The organism is Parasedimentitalea nitratireducens (assembly GCF_057444295.1).
Window position 1 is genome coordinate 50,430 of sequence record NZ_JBYAXC010000005.1, and the last position, 16,804, is coordinate 67,233.

Below are 16,804 nucleotides of genomic sequence, written 5' to 3' on the forward strand. Positions count from 1 at the left end.
TGATGCATGAAGGAGGTCGCTAGGAAGTATGTGCAACGCAGGTCCGGCTAAGGTTCGGATTAAGCCCAAACTTGACATGGGCCGCGACCCACGTGAGTTTCGTCTAATTTGAAAACCTTCAGGAAAGAGCAGTCAGTTGACATACTTCAGAAATTTTTTGGTCCGTCTTGCGATAAACGGAAAGCTACCATTTTCACACCATTTATTGGCTTGGGTCTCTAAACGTGAGTTCGCGGATATGGAGCCGAGCTCGTCCCTGATCTATGAGTTTGAGATACCAGATCCATCTCAACCGATACCGGAAGACAAGCGTGGAGCCATGGGGCCAAGCGGATGTCTGATACCGTTTGTTCCAAAGGCACTCTCAGCCGAGCAAATTACAGGTCGTCAAGTTGATGAGGTTCTGACACATGTCGGTACCTATGGCATGGGTGGACCGGGCTTTTTTGGACTGCGGCTTGGAAATGAGTGGCTGGTTATCGCAATCTGGGGTGCCGGAGAGTGGATAATGGTCGATGGTGTTTTGATCCAAGACCATTTTTTCGAGAACTATGACAGGCCCAAGCCGTGGATAACCAACGGTGCTGATAAGCTTAGCCCAAGTCTGATCGGCTCAGAAATAACATCGCTCGAGTTACAGCAGCGCTCCATGCAGATATCGTTTTCGAATGGCATGTTGCTTACCATTGAAGAGACATCAGAATATCGACCGATAAAAGAGGGCAACAAAAAGCCACGTGAGTTCTTGGAGAACGACGACTTGCGAAAGGCTGTATTTCTAGCACCAACAGCTGAAATCTGGGTGTGAGGGAGAGGTTAGCCTAAGGACTTAGTTAAGTGTCGAGATTTTGAATTAGCCCCTCATAGTGTGGGATATGACGTTAGAACAACTTTTAACTCAATACGCTGGGTTGCCAGAATACCTAATCCTTGATGCGGGGTGCATTTCGGTGATTTCAAAGCGTGCTATGGGGAGTTACCCGATTTACATTGCTGCTGCACGGGGGCTGCGTTCAAGAAGTCGCCATTTGCTTGGCGACATCCAACATACGGGCCGAAAACCCCCATTCGTTGTCGTACCAGCCAAACACGCGCACCTGTCGGTCGCCTGCCATGCGGGTTTCGGGGGCGGCGATGACCAGTGATTCAGGGCGCGCACGCAGGTCAGACGAGACCAACGGTCTATCGGTCCAGCCGAGGACAGCAGAAGCCTCTACACCTTCTTTCAGTGCTGCCTGGAATGTGTCTTCGCCAAAGGGACGGGACAGCTGCACGACTAGGTCTACGGCTGAGACGCTGGCGCTTGGGACCCGGACAGCTGCGCCGCTGATGCGGCCTGCTAAATGGGGCAGAACCGTATCGATCAGCTGGGTTGCTGATGAGGTTGTGGGGACCATCGACTGCGCGCCACCACGCGAGCGGGCCATATCGCCGCGCGGGGCGTCTACCATGGGCTGCGAGTTGGTATAGCAGTGGATCGTCGTCATATGCGCCGTATCGATCCCGGCAATCTGGTCGATCAGTTTCACCAGTGGAGCCAGCGCATTGGTGGTGCAGGATGCATTAGAGACGATCTGGCGACCCACCAGCTCTGCGTCATTGGCGCCAAGAACCACCGTTTGCTCGGCAGCGGGCGAGGGACCTGAGATCAGGACCTTACGTGCCCCCGCTGCTAGCCCTCGGCTTGCCACATCGGATGTGCGGGCAATGCCGGTGCATTCCAGAACCACGTCCACACCGCTTAGATCAACCCGGGTCAGATCGGCCTGATGGCTCATGGGGATCTGTCGCCCCATCACATTCAGGGTTTCATCACCGGTTTCAACGGCATGTGGGAAGGGACCAAAGGTGCTGTCGTATTGAAACAGATAGGCGCACATCTCTAGTGGGGCGATGTCATTGATCCGCACAACCTCAACACCCTCACCACGCGGCGTGGTCAGGATTTGGCGCAGAATCGCGCGGCCAATGCGGCCGAATCCATTGATTGCAATCTTCATGACATAGCTATGGCAGGGGATGTGATTTGGCTCAATCCATCACGGGTGAAAATTTGATCACATTTTGTGAAGAGCCTAATTAGGGCAGATCATCTGGGCGTAATAGGAGCCGTCGATTGAGCGCACCATGGTGTCGACGTTGGCACTGCATCCGGTGGCGGCCTTGAACGCCCGTACCGCTTGGCGTGAGCCGATCATTGCTGGTGGGCGAAAAGGGATCAGTTCAACGTTCAACCGTTCAGCGCGGTAGCGCCCAGGCATGTCTTCGACCGCTGTTACCACCCAGTTGCGGCCCAGAACAGTGACCTGCTTGCCCTGAGTGTCTTTGGCCTGCGCCATTGGCGTCAGTACTAGTCCCAGTGCTGCGGCGAGGGTCACATGCTTCAACATACCAATTCTCCGGCTTAAAATACGTCACCCAACCCTAGCGGGAGGCGCGCCATATGCAATGGAAATCCGCGCGCCGCGTTAGCCCAAGGGCATGTGCCGGTTGACGTCTTTGTAGAGCAGATAGCGGAAGCGACCCGGTCCACCAGCATAACACGCCTGCGGGCAGAAGGCGCGCAGCCACATGAAATCACCGGCCTCAACCTCGACCCAGTCCTGGTTCAGCTTGTAGACCGCCTTGCCTTCGAGCACGAACAGACCGTGTTCCATCACGTGGGTTTCCAGAAATGGAATCACACCGCCGGGTTCAAAGGTGACCACAGTGACATGCATGTCGTGGCTCAAGTCCTCGGGGTCCATAAAGCGTGTGGTGGCCCAGCGGCCCTTAGTGTCGGGCATCACGTTGGGTTCGATGTTTTGTTCGTTGACCACAAAGGCGGCGGGTTTGCTCACGCCGGGTGCAGATTTCCACTGCTTGCGGATCCAGTGGAACGAGGCCAGATCAGTGCCGGTGTTGCGGATGGTCCAGGTGCTGTCGGCAGGGACATAGGCAAAGCTGCCGGGCTCCAACGCGTGGGCCTCTCCTTCGATGGTCAGTTGCAGGTTGCCTTGGGTGACAAACAGCCCGGCCTGAGCCGTGCCGTCGCTTTCTGGCGCGTCCGAGCCTCCGCCGGGCTGCAACTCAACAATGTATTGCGAGAAGGTTTCGGCAAAACCGCTCATAGGGCGGGCGATCACCCACATACGCATGCCGCCCCAGCCCGGCAGGAACGATGTCACGATGTCGCGCATTGTTCCCTTGGGGATCACCGCATAGGCGTCGGTGAACATGGCACGATCTGTCAGCAGCTGCTCTTGCCCTGGGTGGCCGCCGTGCGGAGTGTGATAGGTGGGCGATGCCATGTTCGGGTCCTTTCCAAGAAGATTGGTGCAACTATGCGAGCGCGGCTCGTCGACCGAAAGGGACTGTCGGGCGATAGCATTCTTCGGAATTTTTTGAATATCACGCGGCGAGGTTTGGACAATCGGTAAAAGGCGGTGTAACGCTGGAGAAAAGCCACTGTTGGTGGCGGTGGACTGTTGAGGATCAATTATGAAAAAGCTTCTTTGTGCCTGCGCTGTTTTGGTTGCCTTTGGGGTTTCCGCAGAGGCCAAGTCACTGTCACGTATTTTGGCGGAAACAGGGCTTAGCAGCGAAGATTTTGATATTATGGGGCAGTATGCTGCTGGGCTGTATGAGCGAGGCGCGCCCCGTACGGGTTCCTCGGCCAAGTGGTCCAATGAGGCATCCGGTGCATCTGGCACGGTTACGCTGGATAAGTTTGCCGACAACTGCGTGTGGTTGCGTCACGAGGCCATGGCAGCGGGTAAAGACAAGCCAGTGCTGATCCACACGCGTCGTTGTAAAAACGCAGATGGCATCTGGGTTATTCAACCCTAATACGACGTTCTACTTATGTGTGGCTGGCGAGGGCGTTATAGCCCTTCTAGGGCACCTGCTTGCCGAAGCTCTGCTGCGCAACGCTGCAGCTCTTGCAGTATCTTTTCATGCGGATCGTGTGTTCCCAGGCCACGGGGGGCTGAGCTGCCCAACACCACTGGCGTAAAGCCCGGTCGTGAAACCACAACGGCATACCCCACAATACCAGTCTCGAATTCACTGTCGGTGACGACAAAGCCATCCTCTTGGGCCTGTGCGATCCGGGCGAGGATTTCCTGAGGGTCTTGGATTGATTGCTCGGTGTAGCTGGGTAAGGTGACGCGATTGACCTGAGATTCGACGTCCTCTGGCGGTAGGCAGGCCAGCAACATTCGACCAAGGCTGGTGTGGAGCAGGGGGAGATGTGCGCCGGCTGTAAAGCCATATGTGACCGGGCCATGGTCCACTGTCGATTGTGCCAGCAGCAGCGCCTTGTCGCCGTCCAGCATTGCCAGTGTGATTTCAGCGCCCAGTTTGGTTGCATGATGATCCAGCAGAGGCTGCACCTGACGACCAAATTGATTGGCTTGCAGGAAGCCTCCAGCCAGAACCAGAACCCTTGGGGTCAGCGACAGCATGCGCCCATCCTGGCGCAAGTATCCCGCCTGAACCAGCGTGAGTGCGCCACGCCGTGCCGTTGCGCGGTCTTGCCCAGTGCGACGGGCAATTTCTGCCAGGCTCATACTGGGGGTGGCGGCGTCAAAGACTGCCAAAACGGCTAGGCCCTTGGCAAAGCTGGATGATATATTTCGGTCCTGTTCAGTGGTGGGCATTTCAACCTCATTTGTTCCCCGCCAGTCTTGACAGACCTGCATGGCTCTTGCACGATGATCGTATATAGGTCAATTAGTTCGTTAAACGAACGTGGTCAAGTCCAAACAATGTCGACAGCCAGCCAGGAGCCCGCATGATCAGCCAGGAAATGAACGATAGTCTCACCCGAGTAAGCAAGGGCAGTGATGCCGGTGAAGTGCTTCGTCGCTATTGGCAACCCGCGGCATTGTTGGACGAGTTGGAGCAAGGGCGTCCGGTGGTGCCGGTGAAACTGCTGGGAGAAGAGCTGGTTCTGTTCCGCGATACCGAGGGCAAGTTGGGGCTGATTGGTCGCCATTGTCCACATCGTGGCGCGGACATGTGTTTTGGTCGACTAGAGGACAATGGGCTGCGTTGTCCGTTTCATGGCTGGCATTTTGATCGCACGGGTCAATGCGTGGAACAGCCCGGAGAGCCCGAGGGCAGCCGGATGCATGAGAAAATCAAGTCGACCTCGTACCCGGTGGTCGAAAAGAACGGCATCATCTGGGCCTATATGGGTCCAGGGGAGCCGCCGGCCTTTCCGAATTTTGACTGCTTTCGTGCGCCAAACACGCATGTCTTTGCCTTCAAAGGGCTGTGGAAGTGCAATTGGTTGCAGGCGCTTGAGATTGGTATTGACCCGGCCCATGCCTCGTTCCTGCACCGGTTCCTACAGGATGAAGATCCGGCCGATAGCTATGGAAAGCAGTTCCGCGATAGTGCTGCGGATACCAACATTCCGATGACCAAGCTTCTGCGTGATTATCCGCGCCCTGAAATCCAAGTGGAAGAGACTGATTACGGGATGAAGCTGACCGCCCTGCGTCACTTGGGCGGCGGGCAGACCCATGTGCGGGTGACCAACCAGATCTTCCCCGAGGCGATCTGTATCCCGATGTCGCGCGAGATGACCATTACCCAGTGGCATGTGCCGGTGGATGATGAAAACTGTTACTGGTTCTCGATGTTCACTAGCTTTGATGCCCCGGTGGATAAGGACCTGATGCGGGAACAGCGGTTGAAAGAACACAGCCTGCCGGATTATGCGCCGCTGAAAAATGCAAGCAACAACTATGGCTATGATGCTGCGGAGCAGGATAGCGAGACCTATACCGGTATGGGGTTGGACATCAACGTGCACGATCAATGGGCGGTTGAAAGCATGGGGGCGATCCAGGACCGCACGCAAGAGCATCTGGGCAAGACCGATGTTGGCATCATCCGTTATCGTCGATTGCTGCGTGCTGCGATTGCCGCCGTCAAAGAGGGCCGCGAACAAGATCTGCCGATGCATACAGGGCTGGACCTTGCAACCGTCGTTGGACCAGTGTCCAATGACGCGATTGCCAAAGATGGCGACTGGGGTAAGGCCACGCAAACGTCTGATACGGAACGCCGTGAGGCTTGCCCCTGGGATGCTGCTGTCTAAAAAGGCCGAGTGCAGGGAGCGCGGGATGCTGGAGAAAATCAAGGCTGGGAAACTGGCCAAGATGGGGTTGTTGTCAGCCGATGATATCGCCAAAGCGGCGGATCTGGTGGCGCAGGTGCAATCGGGTGATATCGAAACCCTACGGGTTTTGTTTGTCGATCAACACGGGATTTTACGAGGCAAAACCATAGTCGCCAGTGCTTTTGGCTCGGTGTTTGATGCCGGGATCGCGGTGCCTTCAACATTATTGCTGAAAGACACCTCGCACCGTACGGCCTATGATGTGTGGTCGGGTGAGGATGGCGTTCAGGCCGGGCCAATGCAGGGCGCCAATGATGTGCTGTTGGTGCCGTGCCCTGAAACATTCCGGGTGTTGCCATGGTCACCTCATTCAGCCTGGATTTTCTGCGACGTGGTCTATCGTGATGGCCAGCCCATTCCGTTTAGCGCCCGGCAGGTGTTGCGCAAGGCAGTGGACCAGCTTGCAGATCAGGGGATGGCTGCCGTAATCGGGCTTGAGGTTGAGTTTCACATATTTGAGCGGCTTGATGGCGCGACGGGGCATGAGCAATCTGGCATGCCGGGGGCGCCGGTTGAGACCCGCAATCTGGCGCAGGGCTATCAGTTTTTGACCGAAAACCGTTATGGTCAGTTGGAGCCGGTTCTGGATGATCTGCGCCGCCATGCGCAGGCTTTGGGTCTGCCCGTACGCTCGGTCGAGGTAGAGATGGGGCCAAGCCAGGTTGAGTTTACCTTTGATCCTGCCGACCCGATGACGCAGGCTGATGCGCTGGTGATGTTCCGCAGTATGGTCAAACAGGTCTGTGCTGCGCGTGGGCTTCATGCGAGCTTCATGGCGAAACCCCGACTGGCCAATACCTGTGCCAATGGCTGGCATATTCACCAGTCACTTGTGGACCTAAAGACTGGCAAAAACCTGTTTATACCCGATGAGCGTGGAGGCTTGACGTCGCAGGCCAATGGCTGGATCGCCGGGTTGCTGAAACACGCTGCTGAAGCCTCGGTGATGATTGCGCCCAGTGTAAACAGCTACAAGCGGTATCTGCCCTATCAACTAGCCCCAAATCGTATCCAGTGGGGCGAGGACAATCGCGGAGCCATGTTGCGTGCGTTGCTGCAGGCAGGGGACAAGGCAAGCCGGGTGGAAAACCGGGCGCCGGACACCTCGGCCAACCCCTATCTTGCACTGGCTGCACAGCTTGTTTCAGGAGCCGCTGGAATTGAGCAGGGGTTGAAAGCGCCAGCCCCAACACTGTCCCCGTATGAAGGCGAAGGGGATCAGCTGCCGCGTTCACTAGGGGATGCGTTGCAGGCGTTTCAATCCTCCACGCTGTTCCGCCAATCTCTGGGCGATGAGTTTGTGGACTATCTGCTGCATCTGAAGCGGTTTGAATGGAACCGTTATCTGAACACGGTCAGCGAATGGGAACAGGCAGAGTATTTCAACCTGTTTTGAACCCATCGATCAGGGGCTTTCAGCGTTTGCAGCTTGATCGGTGGCATTGCGATTGGTAGCCTATGGGCAACATAAAATCCTTGGATCTGAAGGAAATCGAAGATGAAATTCACCGAAGAACATGAATGGCTGCTGCCCGAGGGCGATTTGATCGTGGTTGGTATTACGTCACACGCCGCCGAGCAGTTGGGCGATGTTGTGTTCATCGAGCTGCCTGAAGCCGGCACCGAAGTGACCAAGGACGAAGAGGTTGTGGTGATTGAGTCTGTCAAGGCCGCGTCAGACATCCTGTCGCCACTGGATGGCGAGATTGTTGAAGTCAACGAGAGCCTGGCCGACACACCCGGTCTGGTGAACGAAGACGCCCAGGGCGGGGCCTGGTTCTTTAAAATCAAGGCCTCGGATCTGTCAGTGATGGATGACTACATGGATGAAGCGGATTACCAAAAATTCATCGGCTAACGCTGGTGCACCGCAGTTGAATTGGAATGATGTGGCGGGCCAAATGGCCCGCCGCTTTGCTTTTTGGCCCTTTTGTCAAAAGGGCGTGTCTCTGGCAGGGATATTTTTGGCCAGATGAAGAGCGGGCTTGGTGTTACGTTTCGTCACTTTGGTAGACAGGTCGGCTGTGTCTGAGACATGCTTGCTTGCAAAGCTTGAGCGGTTGTTGGGAGGCTGGTTCGGATGGATATGAATTTTGGCATGCGGGAGGAAACCCGTGCGTTGCTGGACCGGGTCACGGCGATGATCCGGGATGAGGTGATGCCGCTGGAAGACGATTATCATGCCGAGATCGGTAAAGGTGATCGCTGGAGCTATACCGAGCGACAGGTTGAAATTCTGGAAGGGTTGAAGACCAAGGCCAAGGCGGTCGGGCTGTGGAATTTCTGGCTGACCGACAGTGACAAGGGCATTGGTCTGAGCACCGTGGAATACGCCTATTTTGCCGAACAGATGGGCAAGACCCCACTCGGGGCCGAGGTGTTCAACTGTTCTGCGCCGGACACGGGCAACATGGAGGTGTTTGAGCGGTACGGCTCGGAGGCGATGAAAGAACGCTGGCTGAAGCCGCTGCTGGCCGGGGGGATCCGGTCGGCTTATCTGATGACCGAACCGGATGTGGCAAGTTCGGATGCCACCAATATTTCGATGTCCTGTGTGCGGGACGGCGATGACTATGTGCTGAACGGCGAGAAATGGTGGGCCAGTGGGGCCGGGGATCCGCGCTGTAAAGTCTATATTGTCATGGTGAAAACTGCGGGTGAGGAGATGCCCAAGCACCAGCGCCAGTCGATGATTGTGGTGCCTGCTGATACTCCGGGGATCGAGGTGCTGCGGCCAATGCAGGTCTATGGCCATGACGACGCCCCGCACGGTCATATGCATATCCGGTTTACGGACGTGCGGGTTCCTGCCGAGAATATTCTGCTGGGCGAGGGGCGCGGATTTGAAATTGCGCAGGGCCGGTTGGGGCCGGGGCGCATTCATCACTGTATGCGCGCGATTGGTCAGGCTGAGATTGCCTTGGAACGTATGTGCAAACGGTCCCTGCAGCGCGAGGCCTTTGGCAAGAAGCTGGCGCAGCTGGGGGCGAATTACGATATTATTGCTGAATGCCGGATGGAGATCGAAATGGCGCGTCTGCTGTGCCTAAAGGCGGCTTGGTACATGGATCAGGGGGATGCCCGTGCAGCCGCACCGTGGATTTCGCAGATCAAGGTGGTGGCTCCGCGTGTGGCGCTGAAGGTGATTGATGAGGCGGTGCAGATGTTTGGCGGGCAGGGGATTTCTCAGGATACGCCATTGGCCCAGGCCTGGACCCATGTGAGGACGCTGCGGCTGGCGGATGGTCCGGATGCGGTGCACCGACGCCAAGTGGCGCGGGTTGAGCTGAAGAAATACACGCAGGAGAAGATGTAATATTGGGGCAGGCCAAGTCGCCCCTAACAATCCCAATCTAGAGAAGCCTCACTCGAAAAAAGCATAAAAGTATGATACGATGACGCATCCGTGAGTTCATCGTGTTGAACCGGATTTGCTTTTCAGGAGGACAATATGGCACAGCGATTTATCGCAGCAAGCGTAGCACTTGGCGTTTCGGCAGTTGCTTTTCACGCGCCTGCATTTGCGGAAACGATATCCACCCCTGCGCTTAAAACCTTGATTGAAGGGATGCCGAATACCGAGGCAAATGTCGTTCATTTTGATGTCGACCCAGGTTGGAAAACGGATCACCATTTTCACCCCGGCCATGTGTTTGTCTACGTAATGGAAGGTTCGCTGAGCATAAAATTGGATGGAGAAGATCCAGTGGAATACACTGCGGGGCAGGCATTTTATGAATTGCCAAACGTTGGGATGGTTGGGAGTAACCTGAGTACGACTGAGCGTTCGAAATTTGTCGTGTTCCAGTTTGGTGAAGCTGGCAAGCCACTTATGGTTTCGCAATAGGCTTCTGTTTGACGCCCATTGCCCCCTTAGAGGGATAGCATGTCAAACAAAGGGCGGTCTTTGAAAGCCGCCCCAACTATTGGAAGTGCTGTCTTGCCTATCGCTTGCCCTTGGCAACCTTTGCCACTTCTTGTGAGATAACCTTGCGGATCAGTTTGTCGTAATTCTTGATCTGGGTATCAACCAGTTTGACGTGCCGTTTTTCCATTTCTGAGATGATTTTCTTAAGCTCGGTGATCTTTTTTTCCAGCGTGTTGTCGTGATCGTCGACGTATTTGCGGGCGCGCACCAGAGCTAGACGGTTCTCTTCAGCCTCGGCGGCATTGGCCTTGACCTGAGAACCGATCCCCTTGACCTCGGTGTCGACATATTTTCGCGCCCTGATCAGAGCTTGACGGTTGCCTTCGGTGTCGTCGGTATTGGCCTTGATCTGCGTGTCGTTGGTTTTTAGATGGCTGTCGATCTCGTTGAATTTCTTTACCAATGTTTGCACGTTCTGGGCAGATTGATCCGCCTGACTTACGATCTGGGCTGCGCGTTTGGCATCCTCTTGCTTGTTGGCTTGCAACTTAGCTGTCAGCGTTTTTTCCAGATTTTGAACTTTTCTTTCAAGGGTTTGGATCTCGTCGGGCATGGTCTCACCTGTGGTTTCTATCCCATGTGGTGTTGGCTGTTTGCGCACAGCCTATTGTCTCCAGTTATCGAGATAGCTGGACTTTGGGCGAAGGCAATGCAGGGGGTAAGGAGGGGTTAGTCAAACACCGGTTCAGGGTAGCCAACATGCGCCAGATACAATCCGTGGCCGGGGCAAACCGGGCCACAAGCGGCGCGCTCGCGGGCCTCTAGGGCGTCAGCTACGTCCTGGGGTGTCCACGATCCAGCGCCAACACGCTCCAGTGTGCCGACAAAGCTGCGAACTTGATTGTGTAGAAAACTGCGGGCGCGGACATGGAAATGGATTTCCGGTCCAGAGAAGCCATCAACCTGTTCGATCCGCAATTCGTCCAGCGTTTTGACCGGGCTTTCGGCCTGACAGATGGTTGAACGGAAGGTGGTAAAGTCATGCCGCCCCAGCAACATATCTGCGCCAGCTTGCATGGCGGCAACATCCAGATCGTGTTTCAGATGCCATACCTGGCCTTCATCGTGGGTGGGTTGGGCACGGCGGGTCAGAATACGAAACAGGTACTGGCGCTCCAGCGCTGAAAACCGCGCGTGCCAGTCATCCGCAACCTGAACACAGGCAACGATTGCCACAGGCGCAGGCTTGAGGTGATAGTTCAAAGCTTCGGACAGGCGAAAGGGATCCCAGTCGCGGGTCAGATCACAATGGGCCACCTGACCCAGTGCATGTACACCAGCATCGGTACGCCCGGCGGCGGCAATGGTATGGGGGCCGGGCTCCAGCCGTGCCAAAGCCGTTTCGATCGCGCCCTGCACCGAGGGCTGATCTTTTTGGCGCTGCCATCCGGCAAAAGGCGCCCCTTGATATTCAACTTTCAAAGCAAAACGTGGCATGGCGGGGAATTAGCGCGCCTGACGAAACCGTACAAGCCCCGTCTTTGTTGGTCGTATCGGGCTGGTAACGCGGGCCTTGGCTGACTATCTTAACAGGTAAGGTATTGGGATAGGGTGCTGATTTGGTAATCTCTTCATTGGCCGACGGAATTGCTCGTGGTGTTGAGAGCGTCAGTGATTCCGTTTCGGAACGGTTTTTTGAGCCAACGATCCGGCTGGGTGTGACGGGTTTGGCGCGATCTGGAAAGACCGTGTTTATTACGGCTTTGGTGGCGAACCTGTTGGACCGGGGCCGGATGGTGCAGATGGCTGCCGTGCGTGATGGGCGGGTGAATGCGGCGTTCCTGCAGCCGCAGCCGGACGATACTGTGCCACGGTTTGACTATGAAACTCACCTAGCCATGCTGACCGGTCCTGAACCACAGTGGCCAGACAGTACACGTGCAATTTCTGAGCTGCGGCTGAGCCTGAGGGTAGCGCCTTCTGGGTTGTTGTCTGGTCTGCAGGGGCCGCGCACAGTGCACATCGACATTGTCGACTATCCCGGTGAATGGCTGCTGGATCTGGCTTTGCTGGACAAGAGCTATGACGATTGGTCGGCCGAGGTATTAGAACGGATTCGCAATCGAAGCTGTGCCCGAGAATTTCTGGATTTGGCAAAAACTGTTGATGCCACCAAATCCCATGACGAAGGCACTGCGCAGCAACTGGCAAAAGGGTTCACCGCCTATCTGAATGCAGCGCGCGAAGATGGGTTTTATGATTGCACACCGGGGCGGTTCATTTTGCCGGGGGATCTGGCGGGCTCACCGGTGCTGACATTTGCGCCAGTTCCATTTGTCGGTAAATCGCAGCGCGGATCGATCCACCGTGAAATGCAGCGCCGGTTCGAGGCCTATAAGCGCAAGGTGGTGCAGCCATTTTTTCGCGATCATTTCTCACGAATTGACCGGCAAGTGGTGTTGGTGGATGCGCTCAGTGCGATCCATTCAGGGCCGCGTGCGCTGGAAGATTTGCGCCACGCAATGTCTGATATTTTGTGCGCATTCCGCCCAGGTGGAAATGCATTGCTGTCGCGGCTTTTGCGTGGCAAACGAGTTGAAAAAATACTGTTTGCCGCAACCAAAGCAGATCATTTGCATCATGATCAACACAGAAAAATGACGGATATTATCGAAGCACTAACGCGGGATGCGCGGGATCGGGCGCAGTTCGCTGGCGCCGAAACCGCAGCACTTGCTCTGGCGTCTTTGCGGGCTACAACCGAAGAAATGCGCAGTCACGATGGTGCTGAATTACCCTGTGTGCGCGGCACGTTGCTCGACAGCGGGAAACAGGCAGCATTTTATGCTGGCGCACTCCCCGAAGATCCGGGCCAGCTGCTCGGGCATGCGCGGACGGGAGCCAAAAACTGGTTGGACGGGGACTATCAAGCCATGGCCTTTGCTCCGGCAAAGCTGACTTTGAAACCAGGGGATGGCCCTCCGCATATCCGGTTAGACAGGGCGGCTGAGTTTTTGATCGGTGATCAGTTATGACCAGGGTGATCCGCAAGGCGACAGTGGAAGACGCGCCTTTGGCCGGGGTGATTGTGCATCACTTTCAGCAAAGCACCTTTTGGATGCCCAAGTTGTATTCGGTGGAAGAGGTCACCAAGCTTTGTCGCACCATGATTGAACGCGATTGGGTCACAGTTATTGAACATAATGGGCGGGTGGTAGGATTTCTGGCACGGGACCGAACCGAAGTGTGTTCACTCTATCTGGCAGATGATGTGCGGGGGCAAGGATTTGGCCGCGCATTGCTGGCTGAAGCCAAATCTGTCAGCCCAGAGCTGGTCCTACGCACATTTGAGGCCAATGTGGCCGCGCGCCGGTTCTATCAACGGCAGGGGTTCATCGAAATTGGCCGTGGCGACGGATCCAAGAACGATGAAGGGCTACCGGATGTCTTCTTGCAGTGGGCCCAACATGGTGGCTCTGGAGAGGATGTTAGTGAATGAGCCATAAGCCCGTCATTTTCAACCTGGAAGACCACGAGGCGGTACCGGATGTGACAGCGGCCCCGGTGGTGCCGGATCTGACTGATGTACCTGAGACGTCCGCTTTGCAGCAAGCCGCCCGGCTTGCTGCACGTAAGCCCTCGCGTCTGGCGCGATGGTTCTGGGGGGTACTGGTTGCACTGATGGGCGCGGTGGTTTCCGTGGCTGCCTGGGATTTTGCCACAGGGTTGATCCTGCGCGTGCCTGTGTTGGGTTGGGCGGTAACTGTTGGGCTTGGCGTTGCCCTGATACTGGCTTTGCTTATGGGCGCGCGCGAGCTGGCTGCACTGGCGCGGTTGCGCCGGGTAGATGGAATGCGCCAACGCGCGACCGAGGCAAACAAGGATTTGGTTGCGGCCCAGACCTATGCCGCCGCGATGAGCCGGTTTTACGCCCATCGTGATGAGTTGTCTTGGGGAGGGGCAAGGCTGACCGAGCGACGGGACGAGTTGATGGATGCAGACGCAGTTTTGCAATTGACCGAGACAGAGTTGCTGCTGCCCTTGGATGCCATGGCGCTGCGAGAGGTAGAAGCCGCGGCGCGGCAGGTCGCCACAGTAACGGCGCTGGTCCCACTGGCCTTGGCGGATGTTGTCACTGCGCTGGTGTCTTCGATGCGGATGATCCGACGCGTGGCTGAAATCTACGGCGGGCGTGGTGGGTTCTTTAGCTCGTGGAGATTGACCCGCGCGGTGTTGTCTCATTTGGTTGTAACCGGTGCGGTAGCGGTGGGGGATGATCTGCTGGAGCCCGTTCTGGGTGGAACCGTGCTGTCCAAACTGTCACGCCGGTTTGGAGAGGGGTTGGTCAATGGCGCCTTGACAGCCCGTGTCGGGATCGCAGCGATGGAGGTTTGCCGCCCCATGCCGTTTGGCAAGGATCGCAAGCCAAAAGTACGGGCTGTGGTGAAGCGGGCTCTGACAGGATTGTTCGGCAAGGGCGACTAAGCGGGTTTGATCTTTAGAACAGCTTGGGCGGTTCATCCTTGGGTTGGCGCATCGAAACAAGCCCGGCTCGAAACCCTTCGCCAATGCGGTCAGCAAGGGCACCCCAGCTGTGCGCCAGATGGTCTGGCAAATGTGCGTGAAGGACCTTATGAAACAGTTCCAGCCACAGTGGAAAATGCTCGGCTTTGACATCCGGGCGGGTCAGATGCACCCGCATTGGATTGCCGTTATAGCTCTTCTCACGCAGAATCGCATTGCGCCAAAATCGGGCAATCTTGTCTTCATGCTCGGGCCAGTCATCATCGGCGACGTGGTTGGCAAACACCGGACCCAATACAGCATGGCGGCGAATTCGCGCATAGAATACAGTCACCACGTGATTGATTTGATCCGCGGTGATATCAAAGCGTTTCAAGGGGTTGTCCAGGGTGGTGTCGGGCATGGGCTGGCCTGCATGTGTATTTCGATTGGGCATAGATAGGGGGCCGCATGGCCGAGGAAAAGAGACAAAGCGCCGCGCGTGTTCTGGTGCTGGGGGGCTATGGCTTTATTGGGGCCGAGGTTGTTCGGGCCCTGATGCGCAAAGGGGTAGATACCTGTGCGGCGGGGCGCGACCAAGGGACGGCAGCCCGGGTTTTGCCGGGGGTGGATTTTACCCACCTTGATATGCGCCAGATGCAAGCGGTTGGCGACTGGGAGAGGATGCTCGCGGGGTTTGACTGGGTGGTGAACTGCGCCGGGGTTCTGCAGGACAGTACCCGAGATGATCTGGATGCGGTGCATTTCCAGGCGGTTAAGGCGCTGGGAACAGCAGCTGCGCAGCTGGATATTGGCGTGGTGCAACTGTCGGCCGTGGGGGCCGATAGGGCGGCCAGCACCGAATTCATGCGCAGCAAGGGGCGTGGCGACCAGGCGTTGCGCGAAACGGGTTCGCCAGTTTGGATCTTGCGGCCGGGGTTGGTGATCGGGCAGGGGGCCCACGGCGGTACGGCCCTGCTGCGGATGCTGGCAGCTGTGCCGGTTCTGCAACCCATTGCGCTGGCCAAAGTTCCAGTGCAGTCCGTGGCCTTGACCGAGGTTGCCGAAGCGGTGGTTGCTGCGGCCAGTGGCACCCTGCCGCCGGGGATTTATGATCTGGTTGAAGACGAGGCGCAAAGCCTGTTGCAGGTGGTGGGGGAAACCCGCCATTGGCTGGGATTTGCACCTGCTAAACTGAGCCTGCCAATTCCAAACTGGATGACACGCCTGACTGGGCGTGGGGCAGATTTGCTTGGGAAGCTGGGATGGAGATCGCCGTTGCGGTCCACTGCCATTCAGGTTTTGGAACTGGGCATCAGCGGTGATCCGGAGCCTTACAAGCGTGTCACGGGGCAACAGATGAGCCCCTTGGCAAAAATCTATGCTGATCTGCCAGTGGGACGTGAGCAGAGGCTGGCTGCGCGGATGGATCTGTTGATGCCCGTTTCAGTTGCTGTGTTGTCCCTATTTTGGCTGGTGTCGGGAATCATTGGGCTGTGGAAGGTTGGTGTTGCTGCGGGCACTTTGACGGCAGTGGACTGGCCTATGTGGGCAGCAGTGGCTTCGGTTGTGGCTTGGTCGTTGGTGGATATCGCACTCGGGGGCTTAATCTTGTGGCGCCCTTGGGCGGCTCGGACTTGCTTGGTAATGACTGCGGTATGTCTGGTTTACATGGTCTCGGCAGCTGTGCTGACACCGGGCCTGTGGGCCGATCCGCTGGGGCCGATGGTCAAGGTTCTGCCAGCCATGTTGTTATCTCTGATCACCCATCAACTGGTGCAGGCCCGATGATGGAACTGGATCTGATCCTGCGCTGGCTGCATGTGCTGGGGGCATGTGTGTTGATAGGCACCGGGGCGGGGATTGCGTTTTTCATGCTGATGGCCCATCGCAGCAAGCAGCCCGAGATTATTGCCCATACGGCCGGTGTGGTGGTGTTGGCAGACATGCTGTTCACGGCCAGCGCTGTGATCGTGCAACCGATTACCGGAGCATTACTCGCCTGGCGGTTGGGTTGGAGCCTGACCGAGGGATGGTTGGCGATGTCACTGGCGCTCTATGTGCTGATCGGGCTGTTCTGGTTGCCGGTGGTCTGGATCCAGATCCGCCTGCGCGACCTGGCCCTGCAGGCGGTGAAATCGGATACCCCCTTGCCAGCGGATTACTACCGCCTGTTCGCGATTTGGTTTGCCTGTGGCATCCCTGCTTTTGTCGCCGTCTTAGCCATCGTTTGGTTGATGTTGGCACGTCCATTTTAGGGA

At 56.7% G+C, this 16,804-nt stretch carries 19 protein-coding genes; 12 read left to right on the forward strand and 7 right to left on the reverse strand.

From position 1 onward, the window contains the following. Nucleotides 1-136: 136 nt before the first annotated feature. Complete coding sequence (locus AC2T28_RS15635) at nt 137-808, forward strand: hypothetical protein (RefSeq protein ID WP_486749564.1); 672 nt, start codon at nt 137-139, stop codon at nt 806-808. Between the two features lie 205 nt (nt 809-1,013). On the opposite strand, the gene AC2T28_RS15640 is transcribed toward AC2T28_RS15635, so the two are convergent. The 3 genes from AC2T28_RS15640 to AC2T28_RS15650 form a co-directional block, all read right to left on the reverse strand. Then, nucleotides 1,014-2,000, reverse strand: coding sequence for a type I glyceraldehyde-3-phosphate dehydrogenase (locus AC2T28_RS15640; protein ID WP_486749565.1), 987 nt, complete (start codon nt 1,998-2,000; stop codon nt 1,014-1,016). Nucleotides 2,001-2,075: 75 nt separating this feature from the next. Next, nucleotides 2,076-2,390, reverse strand: coding sequence for a hypothetical protein (locus AC2T28_RS15645; protein WP_486749566.1), 315 nt, complete (start codon nt 2,388-2,390; stop codon nt 2,076-2,078). 78 nt (nt 2,391-2,468) lie between these two features. Continuing rightward, on the reverse strand, nt 2,469-3,290 hold the full coding sequence (locus tag AC2T28_RS15650) for a bifunctional allantoicase/(S)-ureidoglycine aminohydrolase (RefSeq protein ID WP_486749567.1): 822 nt from the start codon (nt 3,288-3,290) through the stop codon (nt 2,469-2,471). A gap of 190 nt (nt 3,291-3,480) precedes the next feature. Here AC2T28_RS15650 and AC2T28_RS15655 point away from each other — a divergent pair, with 190 nt between their 5' ends. After that, nucleotides 3,481-3,828 (forward strand): hypothetical protein, encoded by a 348-nt coding sequence (locus tag AC2T28_RS15655; protein WP_486749568.1) that lies wholly within the window; start codon nt 3,481-3,483, stop codon nt 3,826-3,828. Nucleotides 3,829-3,863: 35 nt separating this feature from the next. Here AC2T28_RS15655 and AC2T28_RS15660 read toward each other — a convergent pair whose 3' ends face one another. Continuing rightward, entirely contained in the window at nt 3,864-4,640 is a 777-nt protein-coding gene (locus AC2T28_RS15660; RefSeq protein ID WP_486749569.1) for an IclR family transcriptional regulator domain-containing protein, read from the reverse strand. Nucleotides 4,641-4,774: 134 nt separating this feature from the next. Between AC2T28_RS15660 and AC2T28_RS15665 the strand changes: the two genes are divergently transcribed. From AC2T28_RS15665 to AC2T28_RS15685, 5 genes are all read left to right on the forward strand, one after another. Beyond that, nucleotides 4,775-6,091: a Rieske 2Fe-2S domain-containing protein gene (locus tag AC2T28_RS15665; protein ID WP_486749570.1), complete on the forward strand. Its 1,317-nt coding sequence runs from the start codon at nt 4,775-4,777 to the stop codon at nt 6,089-6,091. 25 nt (nt 6,092-6,116) lie between these two features. Beyond that, entirely contained in the window at nt 6,117-7,568 is a 1,452-nt protein-coding gene (locus AC2T28_RS15670; protein ID WP_486749571.1) for a glutamine synthetase family protein, read from the forward strand. Between the two features lie 102 nt (nt 7,569-7,670). Continuing rightward, on the forward strand, nt 7,671-8,030 hold the full coding sequence (gene gcvH / locus AC2T28_RS15675) for a glycine cleavage system protein GcvH (protein WP_486749572.1): 360 nt from the start codon (nt 7,671-7,673) through the stop codon (nt 8,028-8,030). Between the two features lie 222 nt (nt 8,031-8,252). Continuing rightward, a complete protein-coding gene (locus tag AC2T28_RS15680) occupies nt 8,253-9,488 on the forward strand; it encodes an acyl-CoA dehydrogenase family protein (RefSeq protein ID WP_486749573.1) in 1,236 nt (411 codons plus the stop codon). A gap of 135 nt (nt 9,489-9,623) precedes the next feature. Beyond that, entirely contained in the window at nt 9,624-10,019 is a 396-nt protein-coding gene (locus AC2T28_RS15685) for a cupin domain-containing protein (RefSeq protein WP_486749574.1), read from the forward strand. A gap of 97 nt (nt 10,020-10,116) precedes the next feature. Here AC2T28_RS15685 and AC2T28_RS15690 read toward each other — a convergent pair whose 3' ends face one another. Both AC2T28_RS15690 and truA read right to left on the reverse strand, forming a co-directional pair. After that, nucleotides 10,117-10,701 carry a hypothetical protein gene (locus AC2T28_RS15690; protein WP_486749575.1) on the reverse strand — a complete coding sequence of 195 codons (585 nt, stop codon included), beginning with the start codon at nt 10,699-10,701 and terminating at the stop codon, nt 10,117-10,119. Between the two features lie 68 nt (nt 10,702-10,769). Next, complete coding sequence (truA, locus tag AC2T28_RS15695; protein ID WP_486749576.1) at nt 10,770-11,537, reverse strand: tRNA pseudouridine(38-40) synthase TruA; 768 nt, start codon at nt 11,535-11,537, stop codon at nt 10,770-10,772. Between the two features lie 122 nt (nt 11,538-11,659). Here truA and AC2T28_RS15700 point away from each other — a divergent pair, with 122 nt between their 5' ends. Genes AC2T28_RS15700 through AC2T28_RS15710 form a run of 3 tightly spaced genes read left to right on the forward strand, consistent with a single transcriptional unit; the run spans nt 11,660 to nt 14,525 of the window. Then, nucleotides 11,660-13,075, forward strand: coding sequence for a YcjX family GTP-binding protein (locus AC2T28_RS15700; RefSeq protein WP_486749577.1), 1,416 nt, complete (start codon nt 11,660-11,662; stop codon nt 13,073-13,075). Then, nucleotides 13,072-13,539 (forward strand): GNAT family N-acetyltransferase, encoded by a 468-nt coding sequence (locus AC2T28_RS15705; protein WP_486749578.1) that lies wholly within the window; start codon nt 13,072-13,074, stop codon nt 13,537-13,539. Before AC2T28_RS15700 ends, AC2T28_RS15705 begins: the two co-directional genes overlap by 4 nt. Continuing rightward, on the forward strand, nt 13,536-14,525 hold the full coding sequence (locus tag AC2T28_RS15710) for a YcjF family protein (protein ID WP_486749579.1): 990 nt from the start codon (nt 13,536-13,538) through the stop codon (nt 14,523-14,525). The genes AC2T28_RS15705 and AC2T28_RS15710 overlap by 4 nt, the downstream gene beginning before the upstream one ends. Before the next feature lie 13 nt (nt 14,526-14,538). On the opposite strand, the gene AC2T28_RS15715 is transcribed toward AC2T28_RS15710, so the two are convergent. Beyond that, nucleotides 14,539-14,967, reverse strand: a complete 429-nt coding sequence (locus AC2T28_RS15715; RefSeq protein WP_486749770.1) for a group III truncated hemoglobin — start codon at nt 14,965-14,967, stop codon at nt 14,539-14,541. A gap of 47 nt (nt 14,968-15,014) precedes the next feature. Here AC2T28_RS15715 and AC2T28_RS15720 point away from each other — a divergent pair, with 47 nt between their 5' ends. Together AC2T28_RS15720 and AC2T28_RS15725 are read left to right on the forward strand one after the other, a co-directional pair. Continuing rightward, nucleotides 15,015-16,334 carry an SDR family oxidoreductase gene (locus AC2T28_RS15720; protein WP_486749580.1) on the forward strand — a complete coding sequence of 440 codons (1,320 nt, stop codon included), beginning with the start codon at nt 15,015-15,017 and terminating at the stop codon, nt 16,332-16,334. Beyond that, nucleotides 16,334-16,801: a DUF2269 family protein gene (locus AC2T28_RS15725; RefSeq protein ID WP_486749771.1), complete on the forward strand. Its 468-nt coding sequence runs from the start codon at nt 16,334-16,336 to the stop codon at nt 16,799-16,801. The genes AC2T28_RS15720 and AC2T28_RS15725 overlap by 1 nt, the downstream gene beginning before the upstream one ends. Nucleotides 16,802-16,804 lie beyond the last annotated feature (3 nt).